At 67.4% G+C, this 17,791-nt stretch carries 18 protein-coding genes; 11 read left to right on the top strand and 7 right to left on the bottom strand.

All coding sequences use genetic code 11. From position 1 onward, the window contains the following. The first annotated feature begins 14 nt into the window (after positions 1 to 14). A complete protein-coding gene (locus AC5FRZ_RS05420; protein WP_493564095.1) occupies positions 15 to 2,096 on the top strand; it encodes a S9 family peptidase in 2,082 nt (693 codons plus the stop codon). Between the two features lie 51 nt (positions 2,097 to 2,147). On the opposite strand, the gene AC5FRZ_RS05415 is transcribed toward AC5FRZ_RS05420, so the two are convergent. Continuing rightward, entirely contained in the window at positions 2,148 to 3,398 is a 1,251-nt protein-coding gene (locus tag AC5FRZ_RS05415; RefSeq protein WP_493564094.1) for a DNA double-strand break repair nuclease NurA, read from the bottom strand. A gap of 155 nt (positions 3,399 to 3,553) precedes the next feature. Then, the gene (locus tag AC5FRZ_RS05410; protein ID WP_170093716.1) at positions 3,554 to 3,943 is read right to left on the bottom strand and encodes a DUF7522 family protein; all 390 of its coding nucleotides are present in this window, start codon (positions 3,941 to 3,943) and stop codon (positions 3,554 to 3,556) included. 149 nt (positions 3,944 to 4,092) lie between these two features. On the opposite strand from AC5FRZ_RS05410, the gene gatD reads away from it, so the two are divergent. Further along, a complete protein-coding gene (gene gatD, locus AC5FRZ_RS05405) occupies positions 4,093 to 5,364 on the top strand; it encodes a Glu-tRNA(Gln) amidotransferase subunit GatD (RefSeq protein ID WP_170093715.1) in 1,272 nt (423 codons plus the stop codon). A gap of 30 nt (positions 5,365 to 5,394) precedes the next feature. Beyond that, positions 5,395 to 6,285, top strand: coding sequence for a GNAT family N-acetyltransferase (locus tag AC5FRZ_RS05400; protein ID WP_493564093.1), 891 nt, complete (start codon positions 5,395 to 5,397; stop codon positions 6,283 to 6,285). Positions 6,286 to 6,289: 4 nt separating this feature from the next. Here AC5FRZ_RS05400 and AC5FRZ_RS05395 read toward each other — a convergent pair whose 3' ends face one another. Beyond that, entirely contained in the window at positions 6,290 to 6,562 is a 273-nt protein-coding gene (locus tag AC5FRZ_RS05395; RefSeq protein ID WP_170093713.1) for a ubiquitin-like small modifier protein 1, read from the bottom strand. Positions 6,563 to 6,717: 155 nt separating this feature from the next. On the opposite strand from AC5FRZ_RS05395, the gene pdxS reads away from it, so the two are divergent. From pdxS to AC5FRZ_RS05380, 3 genes are all read left to right on the top strand, one after another. After that, the gene (gene pdxS / locus AC5FRZ_RS05390; RefSeq protein ID WP_493564092.1) at positions 6,718 to 7,623 is read left to right on the top strand and encodes a pyridoxal 5'-phosphate synthase lyase subunit PdxS; all 906 of its coding nucleotides are present in this window, start codon (positions 6,718 to 6,720) and stop codon (positions 7,621 to 7,623) included. Between the two features lie 30 nt (positions 7,624 to 7,653). Further along, positions 7,654 to 8,151 (top strand): thiol-disulfide oxidoreductase DCC family protein, encoded by a 498-nt coding sequence (locus AC5FRZ_RS05385; RefSeq protein WP_493564091.1) that lies wholly within the window; start codon positions 7,654 to 7,656, stop codon positions 8,149 to 8,151. A gap of 125 nt (positions 8,152 to 8,276) precedes the next feature. Next, entirely contained in the window at positions 8,277 to 9,560 is a 1,284-nt protein-coding gene (locus AC5FRZ_RS05380) for a mechanosensitive ion channel family protein (protein WP_493564090.1), read from the top strand. Between the two features lie 79 nt (positions 9,561 to 9,639). Here AC5FRZ_RS05380 and AC5FRZ_RS05375 read toward each other — a convergent pair whose 3' ends face one another. The 3 genes from AC5FRZ_RS05375 to AC5FRZ_RS05365 are packed head-to-tail and all read right to left on the bottom strand — an operon-like array spanning position 9,640 to position 11,248. Further along, complete coding sequence (locus tag AC5FRZ_RS05375) at positions 9,640 to 9,948, bottom strand: hypothetical protein (RefSeq protein WP_372479427.1); 309 nt, start codon at positions 9,946 to 9,948, stop codon at positions 9,640 to 9,642. Positions 9,949 to 9,999: 51 nt separating this feature from the next. Further along, a complete protein-coding gene (locus AC5FRZ_RS05370) occupies positions 10,000 to 10,323 on the bottom strand; it encodes a hypothetical protein (protein WP_493564089.1) in 324 nt (107 codons plus the stop codon). 49 nt (positions 10,324 to 10,372) lie between these two features. After that, entirely contained in the window at positions 10,373 to 11,248 is an 876-nt protein-coding gene (locus AC5FRZ_RS05365; protein WP_493564088.1) for a homoserine kinase, read from the bottom strand. 184 nt (positions 11,249 to 11,432) lie between these two features. On the opposite strand from AC5FRZ_RS05365, the gene AC5FRZ_RS05360 reads away from it, so the two are divergent. Further along, on the top strand, positions 11,433 to 13,652 hold the full coding sequence (locus AC5FRZ_RS05360) for a sensor histidine kinase (protein ID WP_493564087.1): 2,220 nt from the start codon (positions 11,433 to 11,435) through the stop codon (positions 13,650 to 13,652). After that, on the top strand, positions 13,649 to 14,962 hold the full coding sequence (locus AC5FRZ_RS05355; protein ID WP_493564086.1) for an NAD(P)/FAD-dependent oxidoreductase: 1,314 nt from the start codon (positions 13,649 to 13,651) through the stop codon (positions 14,960 to 14,962). The genes AC5FRZ_RS05360 and AC5FRZ_RS05355 overlap by 4 nt, the downstream gene beginning before the upstream one ends. Positions 14,963 to 15,076: 114 nt before the next feature. Here the strand turns inward: AC5FRZ_RS05355 and AC5FRZ_RS05350 are convergent, their stop codons facing one another. After that, the gene (locus tag AC5FRZ_RS05350) at positions 15,077 to 15,655 is read right to left on the bottom strand and encodes a DUF6149 family protein (protein ID WP_153552585.1); all 579 of its coding nucleotides are present in this window, start codon (positions 15,653 to 15,655) and stop codon (positions 15,077 to 15,079) included. A gap of 128 nt (positions 15,656 to 15,783) precedes the next feature. On the opposite strand from AC5FRZ_RS05350, the gene AC5FRZ_RS05345 reads away from it, so the two are divergent. The 3 genes from AC5FRZ_RS05345 (at position 15,784) to AC5FRZ_RS05335 (ending at position 17,765) form a co-directional block, all read left to right on the top strand. Further along, the gene (locus tag AC5FRZ_RS05345; protein ID WP_153552584.1) at positions 15,784 to 17,034 is read left to right on the top strand and encodes an NAD(P)/FAD-dependent oxidoreductase; all 1,251 of its coding nucleotides are present in this window, start codon (positions 15,784 to 15,786) and stop codon (positions 17,032 to 17,034) included. Between the two features lie 67 nt (positions 17,035 to 17,101). After that, positions 17,102 to 17,311 carry a hypothetical protein gene (locus AC5FRZ_RS05340; RefSeq protein WP_493564085.1) on the top strand — a complete coding sequence of 70 codons (210 nt, stop codon included), beginning with the start codon at positions 17,102 to 17,104 and terminating at the stop codon, positions 17,309 to 17,311. A 40-nt stretch (positions 17,312 to 17,351) separates the two neighbouring features. After that, positions 17,352 to 17,765, top strand: coding sequence for a DUF7124 domain-containing protein (locus AC5FRZ_RS05335; protein ID WP_153552582.1), 414 nt, complete (start codon positions 17,352 to 17,354; stop codon positions 17,763 to 17,765). The last annotated feature ends 26 nt before the right edge of the window (positions 17,766 to 17,791 follow it).

The following is a 17,791-nucleotide window of genomic DNA, read 5'->3' as shown; positions in this document are numbered from 1 at the left end:
TCACAGGCGATGGTATGGAGCCGATCAGCGCCGCCGACTTCCACGAGCTCGCGCAGGTTTCGACGCCACGTCTCTCGCCCGAGGGCGACCGCGTCGCCTACGTCCAGCGGACGCCCAGCGACGACACCGAGTACGAGGCCACGGTCCACGTCGCCGACACCACTGGCGGCGAGCCGCAGCGATTCACGCTCTCGGAGGGGATCGACTCGGAGCCCCGGTGGAGCCCGAGCGGCGACCGCCTCGCGTTCGTCTCGACCCGCGGGGCCGCGGACGACCGCCAGCAGCTCTGGGTGGTGCCGACCGACGGTGGCGAGGCGGCGCAGGTCACCAGCGTCGTCGGCGGCGTCGGCCAGATCGCCTGGGCACCGGACGGCGAGCGCATCGCGTTCGTCCAGCAGGTGACCGACGCCGACCGCGAGGCCGACCGCGACCTCGAAGTCGAACCCGAATTCGAGCCGGAGACGCCCGACCCGCGCGTGGTCGACCGGACGGTGTACCGGACCGCAGAGCAGTACCGCGACGGCAGACAGAGTCAAGTGTACCTCGTCACGGCAGACGGTACGGAGATCCAGCGCGTGACGACGGCCGACAGCGACCACGCGAGTCCGACCTGGGGCGACGATGACACGCTGTACGTCGCTCGCGACGCCGACGTGGCCGACCCCGACGACTCGCTGGCGACGGAGATCAGAGCGTACGACCTCGACAGCGGCGACAGCGTCTTGCGCCACGAGACGACGACCTTCCAGCCGGCGCTCGCGGCCAGCGGGCGACGCGTCGCGTTCTCCTACACCGATCCGGAGCAGGGGACGATGGCACAGACAGAGTTGCACCTGCTCGACGAGACCGACACCGTCCACGACCTCACCGCAGCCCTCGACCGGACGCTCGCCACTGATCTGAGACCGACGTGGGACCCGGACGGCGGGGCGCTGTACTTCGGGACGCCAGACGAAGGCGCGACGGCGCTCTGGCGAGTCCACGCCGCCGACCTCGCTGCGACGGACAGCCCCGAAGCGGAGCCGCGACCGCTCGCAGTCGAGCCGGAGCGAGTGCGTCGCGACGAGTGGTCGGCGATCGACGGCTTCGACGTCGGGGACGACCGCGTCGCGTACGTCCAGAGTAGCTGGGACCATCCCGGCGACCTGTTCGTCGCCGACGCCGACGGCGAGACAGCGACGCGACTCACCGAGTGCAACGCCGACTACCTCGATACACACGCGGTCCAGGAGCCCGAAGAGATCCGCTTCTCCGCCGACGACGGGGGCGAGACCGACGCCGGGACGTGCCAGGGATGGGTGTTGACGCCGCCGGAGTTCGACCCCGAAGCGTCGTACCCGCTGGCCGTCGAGGTCCACGGCGGTCCCCACGCGATGTGGACGACCAGCGGGACGATGTGGCACGAGTTCCAGACCCTCGCGGCCAACGGCTACGTCGTCTTCTGGTCGAACCCGCGTGGCTCGGCGGGGTACGGCGAGGCACACATGCAGGCGATCGAGCGCGACTGGGGCGCTGTCACGGCCAGCGACCTGCTGGCCGGCGTCGCGACGGTCGCGGAGCGCCCCTCCGTCGACGAAGACCAGCTGTTCGTCACGGGCGGGAGCTTCGGCGGATACATGACCGCCTGGCTGGTGAGCCAGACGGACCAGTTCGAGGCCGCGGTCTCACAGCGCGGGGTCTACGACCTGCTCAGCTTCTACGGATCGACGGACTGGGCGTACAAGCTGGTCGAGGACGACTTCGATACCACCCCCTGGGAGGAGCCCGCCTTCCTGCAAGCCCAGTCGCCGACGGGCCACGCACACGAGGTGGAGACACCGACGCTGGTCCTCCACAGCGAAGACGACTACCGGACACCGATCTGTTCGGCCGAACTCTTCCACCGGATCCTGCGGAAACACGGCGTCGACACGCGCCTCGTCCGGTATCCCGACGAGGGCCACGAACTCTCCCGGAGCGGCCAGCCCGGCCACGTCGTCGATCGGATCGAGCGGATCGTCCGCTGGTTCGACGGCTACGCGGCGGACCGGTCGGTCCCGCCGGCACTCGAACGAGAGCCCGACGCCGGCCTGACCGGGAGCGTCGACGAGGAGTGAGCGTCGCTCGGGGAGTCGCGGATCGTGTCTCCGCTCGGCCGAGACGGAGGTCTACAGCTCTTCGAAGTCGGCACCCCACCGCACGTCGTTGTACTCGCGCTGGCGGTCGCTGTCGAGCTGGCTCTCGATTTTCTCGCGGAGGGCCGCCTTCTCGTCGCGCCCGATCCGGGCGAGTTCGTCGGCCTTGGCGACCGACAGCGGCGGTCCCCGTTCGGCGGCCACGTCGGCGAGTACCTGCCGGGTGATCGCGTCCCGCGTCTCCGCGTCGCGGGTGACGCCGTAGGGTGCTTCGACGCGGTACAGCACGTCCTCGCGGGGATCGTAGACGACGAAGAACGTCACCTCGTAGGCGGCCGGGTCGCGTTCGCGATCGATCCCCAGCGCGTCGCCGTCGGTCGAGAGTGGGCGATCGGTCCCGAGCCGTGACCGGAACCAGTTCGTACAGGTCAGTGCGTCGGTCAGGAGTTCGCCGTCGTCGTCGCGGCGGGCGAGCAGCTTCTCGAAGAAGGCGGCGTCGTTGGCCCACGGAGCCTGCCCTCGTGACTTGCGGACGGCCCGGCTCAGCGCCTTCGAGCCGGTCGATTTGACGAAACCGATCAGGGGCACGTCTCGATCGAGGAACGTCTCGACGAGGGTGACGTAGTTCTCGACGACGGCGAGCACGTCCTCCTTGACGAGCAACTCTGCGAGTTCGGGATCGTGGTCGGCCCACTGGAGGAGCCCGGTCGGATAGATCGGGCCGTCGAGGACGAGCAGGTCGTCGACCACGGCTGCCTGTTCGAGCGCGTGCTCGCTCTCGGCGAGATACAGCGCCAGCGCGTGGACCACGTCCTGCTCGTAGCGGTCGACCCGTGGCGTCTGGAGAACCCGCTGGCGGGCGTACCCCTGGTCGTCCATCCGCCAGTCCTCGGTCAGGCTGGCCGTGGCGTCGTTCGAGTGGGCGGTCATGACGATCGTCCGGCCGCGGTGCAACTCCAGGTCGGAGGGGACGGCGCTCATCGCGGCCTGAGCCACGTCCAGTACGACGCCGTTCTTGAACGTCGTGGGGTTGATCGTCCCCGAGTCCAGCCCGTGCTGGGTGGGAAACGGCGTCGCCTGGAGCGCGGCGTCCTGCGTGTCGACCTTGCGGCGGCGCTGCTCGTCGACCGGCTCCAGCACCGCCCGGCCGTCGACCACGAGCGGGTCCAGAAACTCCTGCCAGACGGTCTCGGCGAAGTCCCGGTGGTCCTGCTCGTCGACCCCCTGCTCGATCTGCCCGGCGAGGCGCGCGATCCCGTCGACGTGCACCGGGTCGAGTGTCATACCCGAGCCTTTCGCCGACGAGTCATAAGAATTGTCACGGCCGACGGCGGTCGCCGCCGTGGCCCCGGAGTGGCGTCATACTGCCGGTTGTACCTTCGTGAAGAGCTTCGCCACCCGGGGTGACGAAATCGTTCACAGATGTATAGCCGGTAGTATCACTCCTCGTTTTGCTCGTCGAGCATCCGACCGATGGCCTCGGCAATCTCCTCGTAGGAGCTCATCGACAGTCCGTCGGTCGTGATCAACACGCCCGAGCGCTCCGCGGTGACTCGCAGGAGGTAGCCGTTCTCGAAGGCCCGAACCGTAAACAGGTACTCGCCCAGCTCGGACTCCTGGTAGGCGTTTTCCGTCTGCTTGTACCCCTGCCACTCGTGGCCGACGAAGTCGTTGAGGTCGGCGTCCTGTTCGAGGTCCTCGCGCAGATAGAGCTGTTCGAAGTTGGCCCGCGTGAAGTAGGTCACCGATCGGAGGCTGTCGCCGGTCGCCGTCCGGGCGGTCGTGACGATGTTGTCGGCGAACGCTTTGTCGATGATCGACTGACTCATACGCTGACGGTCGCCTGCGAGACGTATAACTTCGGGGTTCGCGGCGACCGTTGGCCCCTACCGACGACGGTGCGACCCGCTCCCTGCTGGCGGTCCCGCTCGGCGGTGAAACGGGAGGGTTTACGTCCCGGCGGCGGGAACGACCGGCCATGAACGCAGGCGACCGGATCCACGTCGAACGCGGAGCGCAGGCCTACGAGGGCGTCCTCCTGCCGTCGAGCACGCCCGACCACCTCGTCGTCAAGCTCGACGGCGGGTACAACGTCGGTATCGACCGCGAGGACGCGACCGTCGAGGTCGTCGAGACCGACGTGTACGACGTCGAGAGCGCACAGGACGAGGAAGGCACCTCGACGGTGGAGTTCGACGAGTCGTTGCCGACGGTGTCGCTGATCTCGACCGGCGGCACGATCGCCTCCACCGTCGACTACCGCACCGGCGCGGTGACCGCACAGTTCGACGCCGAAGACGTGTTGCGAGCGGTGCCCGACCTCGCGGGGATGGCCAACTACCGCGGGCGCGTCGTCGCCAACATCCTCTCTGAGAACATGACGCCAGCCGTCTGGCAGGACCTCGCACGGGCGATCTACGAAGAGATCGAGGCCGGTGCCGACGGCGTCGTCGTCATGCACGGCACCGACACGATGCAGTTCACCGCGAGCGCGATGGCCTTCATGCTCGATACGCCGGTGCCGATCGTCTTTACCGGCAGCCAGCGGTCGGCCGACCGCCCCTCCTCGGACAACGTGATGAACGCGGTGTCTGCGGTCGCCGCGGCAAAGAGCGACGCCGCGGAGGTCATGGTCTGTATGCACGAAAGCGAGTCCGACGACCGCTGTGCGCTCCACCGCGGGACCCGCGTCCGGAAGAACCACACCTCTCGTCGGGACGCCTTCGAGACCGTCGGTGCCGAGCCCCTCGGCACCGTCGACTACGAGGCGGTCAGCGAGAGCGATCCGGACTCGACCGACGGCGTCACGTTCCACCGCGAACACGCCCAGCGCGGCCAGACCGAGCTGGCACTCCACGACGAACTGGAGACGGACGTAGAACTGGTGAAGTTCACGCCGGGCACCGACGCGAGTCGGCTGGCGGCACTCGACGACGCCGCGGGCATCGTCGTCGAGGGCACCGGGCTGGGTCACGTCGACACCGACTGGATCGAGGTCGTCGACGACCTGACTGACGACGGCACCACGGTGGTCATGACCAGTCAGTGTCTCGACGGGCGAGTGTGTGATCGAGTCTACGACACCGGCCGTGATCTGCTGGCGGCCGGCGTCGTCGAAGGCGAGGACATGCTCCCCGGGACGGCGAAGGTGAAGCTGATGTGGGCGCTGGCGAACACGTCCGACGTGGCCGACACGATGGGCGAGCCCCTGGCCGGCGAGATCCAGTCCCAGTCCCGTCCCTGGACGTAGTTTCAAGGCGCTCGGCTCGTAGGGACACGCATGAACGGGACCGTTCGACAGGCCCGCGAAGACGACTACGAGGCCGTCGCCGCCTTCACAGCCGACACGTGGGACGACCGCGAGCAGCGCGACTACATTCCGGACGTGTTCCGCGACTGGGTCGCGGGAGACGGGCCGGACCAGCGCACGGTCGTCGTCGACATCGACGGGGACGCAGTCGGACTCTGTCAGGCACTCATGCTCACCGATCACGAAGCGTGGGTCCAGGGGATGCGCGTCGATCCCGGCTACCGGCGGGCCGGCCTCGGACTCCGGATGGTCGACGCGCTCTTCGAGTGGGCTCGGGACCGGGGCGCGACCGTCGCCCGGAACATGGTGTTCTCGTGGAACGACGCCGGGCTGGGTCAGTCGATCGCCGCGGGGTTCGAGCCGGTGACGAGCTTCCGGTGGGCCGAGCCGACGCCACGGGAAGGGACCCCCGGTGAGACCGTCGACGCCGATCCCGCGGCGGCCTGGGACTACTGGACTGACAGCGACGCGCGGACGGCACTGCGGGGGCTGACCCTCGACGCGGGACACTCCTGGGCACTCTCGGAGCTGACCCGCGGGGGCCTCCACGAGTTGGCCGACGACCAGCGCGTGTTCACGGTCAGGCGCGACGGCACCTGCGGGATGGCCTGTCGGGTCAGGACGGCAGCCGGCGCGGACGAGCAGGTCGCCGAATACGGCGTCGCCGCGTGGGACGACGCGGAGGCCGCCGACGCGCTGGTCACCGCGATCCGGGACGACGCCGCGGCGATCGGTGCCGACGCCGTCCGAATCCTGCTCCCGGAGACGCCACGCCACGTCGGCCAGGCGGCGTTCGTCCGGGCCGACACCGACGACTCGCCGAGCTTCGTCACGGCCGCGGATCTGACGGGCAGAGAGTGACGGGCTATCCGCCGCTGACCGGCGGGAACAGCGCCAGCTCGTCGCCCGACGAGACGGGCGTGTCGAGCCCGTCGCCGGCCGCGAACGGATCGTCGCCGTCGTGGAGCAGCCGGATGTGGTCGACCAGCGAGCCGTCGTCGTCCAGCACTTCCGATTCGAGTGCGGGGTGGGCCGACAGCAGTGCGTCGAGGGCCTCGCCGACCGTCTCGGCGTCGTCGACCGACACCCGATCCTCGCCGGCCGTCTCGGCCAGCGTCGCGAAGAGCCGCCAGTGCATACCTGATCTGCCGACCGCGTGGGCCAAAGCCTTTGTGAACCGGACCGACGGCGGTCGATTTACAGCCGGCGCGAGCACGAGCAGGCACGCGCTGTGTAACTGTGTCCCACACAGAAGGACACGCGTTAAGTGAGTCCAATCCTAAGCAGAGCGTAATGTCCGATACCGATCTCGAAGACCTCAAGCGGGGGACGGAACTGGTCAAGCGCGGCTTCGCGAAGATGCAGAAAGGCGGCGTCATCATGGACGTCGTCAACCGCGAGCAGGCCCGCATCGCGGAGGACGTGGGTGCCGTCGCCGTGATGAACCTCGAAGCCGTGCCGGCGGACATCCGCAAGCGCGGTGGCGTCTCTCGGATGGCCGACCCCGCCTCGCTGCAGGCGATCATCGACGAGGTGTCGATCCCGGTGATGGGCAAGTCCCGGATCGGACACACCAAGGAGGCCCAGATCCTCGAGGCCGCCGGTGCGGACATGGTCGACGAGAGCGAGGTGCTCACGCCGGCCGACGACCGCTATCACATCGACAAACGCGATTTCACCGCCCCGTTCGTCTGTGGCGCGCGCAACCTCGGCGAGGCGCTGCGCCGGATCGACGAGGGCGCGGCGATGATTCGAACCAAAGGCGAGGCCGGCACCGGCGACGTGAACCAGGCCGTCCACCACCAGCGCAACATCAAGGGCGCGATCCGAGAACTCGACGGAATGAACTACGAGGAACGCGAGAAGTGGGCCCGCGAGCACGAGGCCCCGGCCGATCTCGTCCACGAGACCGCCGAGATGGGTCGCCTCCCGGTCGTCAACTTCGCCGCCGGTGGCATCGCGACCCCCGCCGACGCCGCGCTGATGATGCACCACGGCTGTGACGGCATCTTCGTCGGTTCGGGCATCTTCGGCGCAGAGGACCCCGAAGCGATGGGCACCGCCATCGTCGAAGCGGTCAACAACTGGGACGACCCCGAGCGCCTCGCCGAGATCGCGTCGAACATCGGCGGCGGCATGAAGGGCGACGCCAACGCCGACCTGCCGGAAGAAGAGAAGATGCAGGGCCGTGGCGTCTGAGCGTTCGAACACAGCGAGCAATCTCGACCCGTGAGCGCCGACACGCCCGCAGACGACGGCTCCGACGACCTCGACGGCGGGAGCGACGAGCGCGCCGTGGCGGCTCGACTCGACGACATCGACGGACCAGTACTCCTGTTCGACGGCGTCTGTAACCTCTGTAACGCCGCAGTCCGGTTCGTCGTGCGGTTCGACGCGGCCGGGACGTTCCGGTTCGCACCGCTCCAGTCCGAGGTCGGCCAGGCCCTGCTCGAACGCCACGACCTGTCGACAGAGACGTTCGACTCCGTCGTCCTGATCGAGGACGGCGCGGTCGCAACGAAGTCGACGGCCGCACTGCGCGTGGCCCGACGGCTCGACGGCCCGTGGCCGCTGTTGTACCCGGCGATCGTACTCCCCACCCGCGTTCGCGACGGGGTCTACGATCTGGTGGCGGAGTATCGCTATCGCGTGTTCGGCAAGAAAGACCAGTGTCCGGTCCCCGAGCCGGAGATTCGCGACCGATTTCTCCAGCGGCGACTCGACTGATACTGCCGGCTGTCGCTGTTTCAAGCTATTCGCCACCCGGGGTGGCGAAATCGGTCACAGATGGACAGCCGACGGTACCGCTCCGGAGGACAACCCTGAAGCCGCTGTAGGTCTCTGGGGGAACTATGCAGACGACGACGCCGGTCGGCGACGAGACGCCGGTCCCGACCAACGGCTCCGCGTCGAACTGGCCGGTGTTTCAGGACACCGTGGCGTCCGTCTTCGGGGAGGGACAGCGGTTCCTCGAAGAACTCGCGACGACCCAGGGACGGGCGGCCGTCACCGCCGTGCTCGTGATCGCCGCGCTGCTCGCCGTCTTCGTCGTCGTCCCCCTCCTCATTCGCCAGATCCGCCGCGTCCTCGCGTCCCGACTGTTCGACAGCCGCGTCGCCGACGGCGTCGAGCTGGTCGGGATGTACATCCCGACGACGATCTCGGGGATCGCGTTGCGGATTCTCCAGGTGTCGGTCCTGATCGTCGGCACGCTCTCGCTGCTGGTCGTCTGGGGACTCGTCGACGTGGCCGTCGCCACCGGTGGGCTGATCCTCGCTGCGATCCCGAACCTCGTCAAAGCGACGATGACTGCCGTGTTGCTGGTGCTTGCCTACGTCGGCTCCGACCAGCTCAGAACTGTGATCGATCGGTTCAGCCAGGGTGCAGACCGGGTCACCCAGCACCAGGAAGAGGTGATGCTGCGGGTGGGCCAGGTGGTCCTGCTCGTCACCGTCGGTTCGTCGATCATGACGCTGTGGGGGATCAACCTCAGCGGTCTGCTGGTCGGGGCGGGATTCCTCGGGATCGTCGTCGGTCTGGCCGCTCGCCAGACGCTGGGTTCGCTGATCGCCGGCTTCGTCCTCATGTTCTCGCGTCCCTTCACCGTCGGCGACTGGATCGAAGTCGACGGCCAGGAGGGGATCGTCACCGACATCACGATCCTCAACACGCGACTCCAGAACTTCGACGGCGAGACGGTCGTCCTGCCCAACGACAAGGTCAACGATCGGTCCCTGACCAACCGGAGTTCAAACGGCCGGCTGCGGCTGCGGACGGAGGTGGGAATCGACTACGACGCCGACCCCGACCACGCCGAGACGGTGGCCCTCGACGCGATCGAAGCCGTCGAAATCGTCGAGGACGCGCCGGCACCGAAAGTCATCCCGAAGGCCTTCGGCGACTCCGCGATCGTGCTGGAACTGCGCTACTGGATCGAACATCCGAGCCCACCGCGGAAGTGGCGGGCCGTCTCGGGGGTCGTCAGCGGCGTCAAGGAGGCGTTCGACGACGAGGGGATCACGGTGCCGTACCCACAGCGCGAACTGTCCGCACGCGACGGGACCGCAACCCAGTTGCGCGACGGACAACTGGCCGACGGACAGCCCTCGGCGGACGCCGACGGCGAGACGGACTGATACTGCCGGCTGTACTGTTTCAAGAGATTCGAGACACGGGATCGAGCAATTCTTCGCAGACGTACAGCCGGTAGTGTGATCAGGGCAACAGCTCCGCGCTCACGAGCCCCGCACCGGCGAGCCACGCGCCGACGAGCACGCCGAGGACGCCCACGTGGAGCAGCCACTCGACGCCGTCGGGCGCGCCGAGTGGCCCCTCGACGGCCGCGAGGGCACTGTCGGCACCCGCCGCCAGCGACGGTGCCGACAGGACGACCGCGAGAGCGACGCCGACGACGAGCGGCACTCCGAGCACGCACAGCGCGGTGCCGAGCCACACGAGTCGAACCGCGATCGGTGCCGGTGACCTGGAGCCGTCCGTCCCGAACTCCGGCTGTCTGCGTTCCATGTGTACACACAACATGCTCTGGCCCGATAAAGACACCCGCTATACTGAGGGTTACACCCACTCTCGGAGCGGCGGGATCAGCCCCAGCGTCGCAGCCCCGAGGTAGAGCCCGAACAGGACGAGCAGGGCACCGACCGCCGTCGCCACCTCGGACATCGCACCGAGGAGCAACTGTCCGCCGGTAGTGACCACCACCAGCGCGACGCCGAGCAACAGCAACGTGCCGATCACGTCCAACAGTGCGTCTTTGATCGCGGCCCGGACGACCCGGTACAGCGTGTCCGGATCGAAACCCGGATCGACGCCGCCGTCGCCGCGCCGCCGCCACTCGCCCGTCGCCTCCTCGTCCGTGCCGTCGCTCGCATCGGGGACCATACTCGCACGTCGATCACGTGACACAAAAGCGAACTGGTGGAGACAGCGCCTAGAACACGGTCGCGCCAGCGCCGATTCGAGTCTGGTACACCTGGGCCTCCACGTCCTCCTCGGCGAAGCGCTCGATCATCGCCGAGCCGATCGCTCGCTGATCGCCCTCGTGACAGGCGGCGATGACGGTCGGGCCGGCACCGCTGATGGTGACCCCGGTCGCGCCCGCTTCCAGTGCGGCCGCTCGAACGTCCGCGTAGCCGTCGATCAGCTTCGCTCGGGCCGGCGTGACGATCGAGTCGTACATCCCGGCCCCCACGAGATCGGGGTCGTCCCGATGCATCCCGGTCGTGAGCCTGGCGGCGTTGCCGACGGTCTCGACGAGCTGGTCGACGCCGGCCTGCTCGGGGACGACGCGTCGCGCGTCGCGCGTCGAGACGACGATGTCGGGGAGGCAGGCCACCAGCGGGATGTCGGCGTCGACCTGCGTGACCCCCTCGTCGGTCGCGATCGTGAACCCGCCCATGATCGACGGGGCGACGTTGTCGTCGTGGGCGTCCCCGGAGACGACGGCTTCGCCCTTGGCGGCGATCGGCACGAGCGCCTCGCGGCTGTGGCCCCGGTCGTAGAGCTCGTTGAGCCCGACGGCCGCGGCAGCGGCGCTGGCGGCCGAAGAACCCAGCCCCGACGCGGGTCGGATGCCCTTGTCGATCTCGATGTGTGCCGGGGCGTCGAGCGCTTTGGCGACCGCGCCGACGGTGTTTTTCTCCGGATCTTCCGGGATGTACTCGCTCCCGGCTCCCGTCACTTCGATGGTCGTCCGCTCGGCCTTCGAGACGCGAACCACGTCCGCCGGGCGCTCGAGCGCGACGCCGAACACGTCGAACCCGCTCCCAAGATTGGCACTCGTTGCCGGTGCCCGGACGGTCAACATGCATCCGAGTATCCCCACTGCAGGCAAAAAGGTAGCGGACCGTACGCAGGGTTCGGTCGGACAGCGCCGGTCGTAGCGATTTCCCGGTGAGCGTCACAGCGACCGACCGACGAGCGACGGCAACCGCCGATATCAGGGCAACTGATTAGTGTCGGAACGGATATTGTCGGAACGAGATAATCGAATGGCCACGTACGTGTTCTGGAGCGTCGTCGCCACGACGCTGGTCAGTGGGCTGATCTGCAGTGCCATGGCGGTGTTCGCGTGGCGCAGCCACGACCAGCCGCCGGCTGCGGCGTTTGGCTGGCTGATGGTCGCTGCCGCTGCGTGGGCGTTCATGGCGACGGCCCGCCTGTTGACCGATCAGATGGCGGGCGCGTACCTGTTCGACCGCATCGCACGGGCCGCCTCCAGCAGCACCGCCCCGCTCGTGTTGGTGTTCGTGCTCTCCTACATCGGCCGCGAGGACGTTCTCACGCCGCGGTTCGTCGGCTCGCTGTGGCTCGTTCCGACCAGTTACACCGTCCTCTCGGCGACGGCTCCGTTCCACGACCTCGTACCGGGACCCGAGAGCGTGTGGGTCGGGGCGTGGGAGAACGCCACGGTGTTGACCGTCACAGAGGGGCTCCCCTCCCAGATCGACCTCCTCTATACCTACCTCCTCCTCGCGGTGGCGTTCCTCCTGCTGGCACGCTTTCTCGTCAGGTCGCGGGCCATCTACCGACTCCAGACGGCGACGGTCGTGACTGCGATCCTCGTGCCCGTCATCGTCAACGCCGCGACGCAGTTCTATCGGTTCTCGCATCCGGGCGTGGATCTGACGCCGGCCGCACTCGGTCTCACCGGGCTGGTGCTGGGCTGGGGACTGTTCCGGTACGACCTCCTCGACGTGAGACCACTGGCGAGCGACATCCTCGTCGACGAACTGCCCGACCCCGTGTTCGTCCTCGCAGAGGACGGGCGGATTCTCGACCACAACCGCGCCGCCGAGACGATGTTCGACGCCGACCCACTCTGTGGGCGACGGCTCGCCGCCGTCGCTCCGCGGCTCGCCGAACGGCTCGACGGTAGTTCGGTCTACTCGCGCTCGGACCCCACCAGCGAGGAGGTCACGTACTTCGATCCGCAGGTCACCTCGATCGACGACCAACACGGCATCGAGCGCGGCCGGCTCATCGTCTTGCGGGACGTGACCGGCCAGCAGCGTCGCCAGGACCGCCTGGAAGCCCTCCAGGCGGCGACCCAGCAGTTCATCACGGCCAACTCGGTCGAACGCATCGCGGAGCTGACGGTGACGTTCGCGGACCGCGTGCTCGATCAGGACGCCGCCGCGGTGTACGTCCACGAGGACGATCGACTGCGCCCGGCCGCCGCCAGCGACGCGCTCGAACGGGAGTGTACGCTGACGGAGCTGACCGTCGAGGACGCCGACCATCCAGTGTACACCGCCTACGAGTCCGAGACGATCGACAGGGCGGACGTGCGTGATTCGGGGACGACGATGCCGTTTCGATACCTCCTGTTGGTGCCGATCGACGACCACGGCGTGCTGGCGATCGGCTCGCGCGAGCCCGGTGCGTTCGTGACCGAAGACGAGCAGTTCGCGACGATCCTCGCCCGGACGACGCAGGTCGCGTTCACGCAGGTCGACCGCGAGCACGAGCTCCGCCAGAGCCGACAGGCGATCGAGCGTCGCAACGAGCAGGTCGCGTTCTTCGACGGCGTGTTGCGACACACGCTGCGCAACGCCTTGCTCGTCATCGAAGGACGAGCGAACCACCTGCGAGACCACGTCGACGACGCCAGACAGCGACACCTCGACCGGATCGTCCAGTGGTGCGAGGACCTCTCGGAACTCAGCGAGGAGATCGAGGCGATCAACGACACCGTCACGGCGAGCGAGGCACAGCGCCTCGACAGGATCGATCTCGGCAGGGTGTTGTCCGACCGCGTCGACGCGCTTTCGGAGGACTTTACGGACGTGACCATCGACCTGGCCGTCGACGACGGGCTGACCGTCCTCGCCAACGATCTCATCGAGAAGGTCGTCGACAGCGTCATCTCGAACGCCATCACGCACAACGACGCACCAGCGCCCCGCGTCGAGATCTCCGCCACCGAGATCGCCGACCGCGTCCAGCTCAGGGTCGCCGACAACGGCCCCGGCATGACCGACGAGATGAAAGAGACCGTCTTCGAGCGCAACGTCGGTGCCAGCCAGACCAGCCACGGCTTCGGACTCTACTTCGTCTCGGTGATGATGAACCTCTACGGCGGGACGGTCTGGATCGAGGACAACGACATCCAGGACGACGGCACGCGCCGCGGTGCCGTGGCAGTCCTCGAGTTCCAGCAGGCCGAGACACAACACACATCCCGGTCGCCCGAAAACGAGCAGACATGATCGGCGTCGTCGGCGGCGGCATCGCGGGGTTGGCGGCCGCGTACCGGCTCCAGCAACGCGGCCACGAAGTCCACGTGTTCGAGGCCACAGACCAGATCGGCGGACTGGCCGCGGTGTACGAGACTGCCGGGGACCCCCTGGAGAAGTTCTATCACCACCTCTCGAAGTCCGAGGAGACGATCGTCGAGCTGGCCCACGAGCTGGGGCTGGGCGAGGACGTCGAGTGGCGGATCGGCGAGAACGCCTACTACGTCGACGGGGTCGTCCACCCGATGGACAAGCCCTGGGAGATCCTCGCCTTCCCACACTGGAGCGTCTACGACAAGTTCAGGCTCGGGATGCTCACGCTCGATATCGACGTTCGCGGTGGCGTCCCGAAGTTCGACACCTACGAGCGCCTCGAAGACTTCGAGGACGTGCCAGTCAAGGAGTTCGCACGGGAGCACACGACGGAGAACGTCTACGAGACCTTCTTCGAACCGCTGCTCGAAGCGAAGTTCGGCGAGCGCGCGGCGGACGTAAGCGCCGCCTGGCTGCTCGGGCGCATCAAGTTCCGCGGGGAGCGAGACATCCTCAACGGGGAGATTCTCGGCTACCTCGACGGCGGTTTCGGCCGGCTGCTTGACGCGCTCGTCGAGGCGGTGGGCCGAGAGAACATCACGACCGGCGCACGCGTGACGGAGCTTTCGACGACGGGCGGTGCCGTCGACTCGCTGACCGTCGACACCGACGAGGGAACCGAAACTCACGGGGTCGACGCCGCCGTCGTCGCCGCGATGCCGACGGTACTGGAGGCGCTGACGGGGTATCAATGTGGGATCGACTTCCAGGGGACGATCTGCTCGGTGATCAGTCTGGACGAGTCGCTGACCGACACCTACTGGCTCAACATCGCCGACGAGGCTCCGTTCGGGGCGCTCATCGAGCACACCAACTTCGTCCCGCCCGAGCGCTACGGCGGCGAACACCTCGTCTACATCGCCAAGTACGTCCAGCACACGGACGACCCCTACTGGCAACAGGACGACGAGGAGATCCGCGAGACGTGGCTGTCAGGCATCGAGGGACTGTTTCCCGACTTCGACCGCGACAGCGTCAACTGGGTCGAGACCGCCCGGAACCCGCGGACGGCACCGATCTACGAGCGGGGCTATCTGGACATGGCCGTCCCGTACGACCTGGCCGACGAGATCGCCGAGGGCGTCTACTACGCCGGGATGGCCTCTCGGGCACAGTATCCCGAGCGGAGCCTCAACGGCGGCATCGTCGCCGGCTACGAGTGTGCCGACCGGATCACCGGGGACCGGTAGTTCGATTGCTCGCGCTGTTTGGGGCTGTCCGCAGTCGCGGCGTCCAGCGGACGCCGTCGTCCGACCGTCGCCTGGATGGCACTGTCGGAGGGCGGTCTACGGCGACCGGCGGCGCTACTCTTCGACGCCGGGGGCCTCGCTCGGATCTACGTCTGTGGGCTCTTCCTGACCGCCGACCACGATCTCGCCGTCGTCGGTCTCGACGTACACGTCGTCGGCGAACCCGCCCTCCGCGTGAGGGTGCTCGGGGTCGTCGAGCTTTTCGGGCGTCGACGGGGCTTCGGTGATGCCGTCTTCGGGAGCGAACGTGCCGAGTGGCTCGTCGATCGTGATGTCGTAGCGCTCGAAGAACGACTCGTAGCGCTCGTAGTGGGCCGCCAGTTCGTCGACGGGGAACTCCATCATCTCCGTCCAGCCGTGGTTGTAGAAGTCGAAGTTCGCCTGTACGTGTGTGATCTCTCTGGCCTCGGCCTCGGGGAAGCCGGCGTCCAGCGCGGCGACGTAGGTGTCCATCGTCGCGTCGAAGAAGTCGTCGAGGTGGGCGCGCCGCTCGTCGGCGCGGCTCGCGTCGGCCTTGTCCGCGAAGACGTTCGTGTGCAAGTCCACCAGCCGGTCGTTGACCGCCTCGCCGACGACTGGGAGTGTCAGCGCCTGCTTGGCCGCGAAGTGCTTGACGTTCTGGCGGAGTTTCATCACGTTTCCCTTGGTCGCGACGGCCTTCAACCCCGCGATCGGGGGTAATTCTCACCCGCCGCGTCAATACTTGCCACCTGACGCGAAGATGGCAATCCACATTAAGCCCGATATCCAACGTCCCGCTTATGAGCACGTCGCACGTGATTATCGGTGACGGCATCGCGGGGTCGTCGGCTGCAGAGTCGATCCGCGAAGCCGATCCAGACGCAGACGTCACAGTCATCACGGACGAGGGAGAGGCCCTGTACAACCGGATCCTCATCAAGGAGTTCGCGAAGGGCAAGCTCCCCGAAGCACCGATCTCGATCCACGAACCCGAGTGGTACGAGGAGCGAGACATCGACCTCGAACTGAACACGCACGTCACCGAAGTCGACACCGACGCCCACGAGATTCACACCCACGAGGGCGACAGCTACGAGTACGACAAGCTGCTCGTCGCGACCGGCGGGACGCCGGCGCAGCTCCCGGTCGACAACGCCGACGCCGACGGGATCCACCACTTCTGGACGTTCCAGGACGCCCGCAACATCCGCGAACACGCCGAGGAGACCGACGACGCGATCATCGTCGGTGCGGGCCTGCTCGGGATCGACCTCGCCGCGATCTGTGGCGCACAGGGGATCGACGGGACGTTCCTCATGCGTGGCAACCGCTGGTGGCGCTACGCGCTCAGCCTCGACGGCGCGGAGATCATCCACGACGCGATGCGCGGCGTCGGCGTCGAACCCGTCTTCGAGTCCGGCGTCGACCACTTCGAAGTCGACGACGACGGTCACGTCGAGGCGGCCGTCGACCCCGACGGTAACCGCTACGACGGCGACTTCGCGGGCGTCGCGATCGGTCTGGACTTCAACACCGAGTTCCTCGCCGGCTCGGGCATCGAGACCGACGACGGGATCGTCGTCGACGAGTACATGCAGACCAACGTCGAAGACGTCTACGCCGCGGGCGACATCACGCAGTTCTACGACACGATCCTCGACGAGCGCGCACAGAACGGCGCGTGGGGCTCGGCCAAAGAGCAGGGATCGGTCGCCGGTGCCAACATGGTCGCCGACGCGGCCGAAGAAGAGTTCCGCTGGGTCTCGACGTACTCGATCACCCACTTCGACTTCCCCTTCCTCTCCTTCGGTCACCCGACGCTCGGCGACGAGGACTGCGAGCGAAAGTACTCCGACACGGAGTGGCGTCGACTCACTTTCAAGGACGGCAAGCTCATCGGCGGCGTGCTCATCGGCGATCTCTCCCAGCAGTCGAAGTTCAAGAAGCTCATCCGCGAGGAACGCGAGGTCGCGGACAAGAAGGAACTGCTGCTCGAAGAAGATGTCGACATCGAGCGCCTCGAAGAAGTCGCTCCCGCACAGGCCGAGTGAACCGCGGGAAGGTCTTTCACGTCGCTTCGACCGACACTTTTTGTCGGTGAGGATACAACAGTCGTGTATGCTCCGTGCTCTGATCCGGTGGCTCGTCGGCGTTTCGCGTCGCGGGCGATCCGACGAGGACGACCAGCGAGATCACGCCGGATCGCTCCTCGACGCCTCGGTCAACTACGCCCACGACCAACCAGACGGTCGACGGGCAGTCCGAGAGATGGAGAAAGTCAACGAAGAGGCGTCGAAGCTCCGGGACGCGGACGACCGCCGGCCGTAGAACCGACGGCCTTTTTTCCGGTGACGGCCGAGATTCGGGCATGGTTGGCGGCAGCGGCGACATGACACTCGCGATCGAGCTCGCGGCGCTCAAGGAACTGGCCCACCCCGACGCCGTCTTCAACGACGCGCGCCAGTGGGCCGAGTACGTCGGCGTCATCTCCGAGAAACCCACCTACGTCGTCACGAACTTCTGTCGGAAACACCGGATCAGGCAGGACTTCTTCTCGGGCCCACGCGGGCGCGAGGAGAGCCTGGGCAACGTCAAAGAGCAGTTCGACACCGAGCGCCACGTCTTCGTCGGCACGACCGACGAGGACGCGGCGCTGGCCGAGACCGCGGACTGGGAGTACCTCACCGTCGAAGGTGCCGCAGAAGCGGCCGACTGGGAACTGGGCGATCCGGAGTCTCCCGACGCCGTCGAGTCCGAGGAGCAACGCGACGATTGGCCTTAATTGATAACTTACGGGGTCTCCCACGC

The organism is Halomicrobium sp. HArcht1-1 (assembly GCF_058933285.1).
This window is presented reverse-complemented; position numbering and strand designations above follow the sequence as displayed.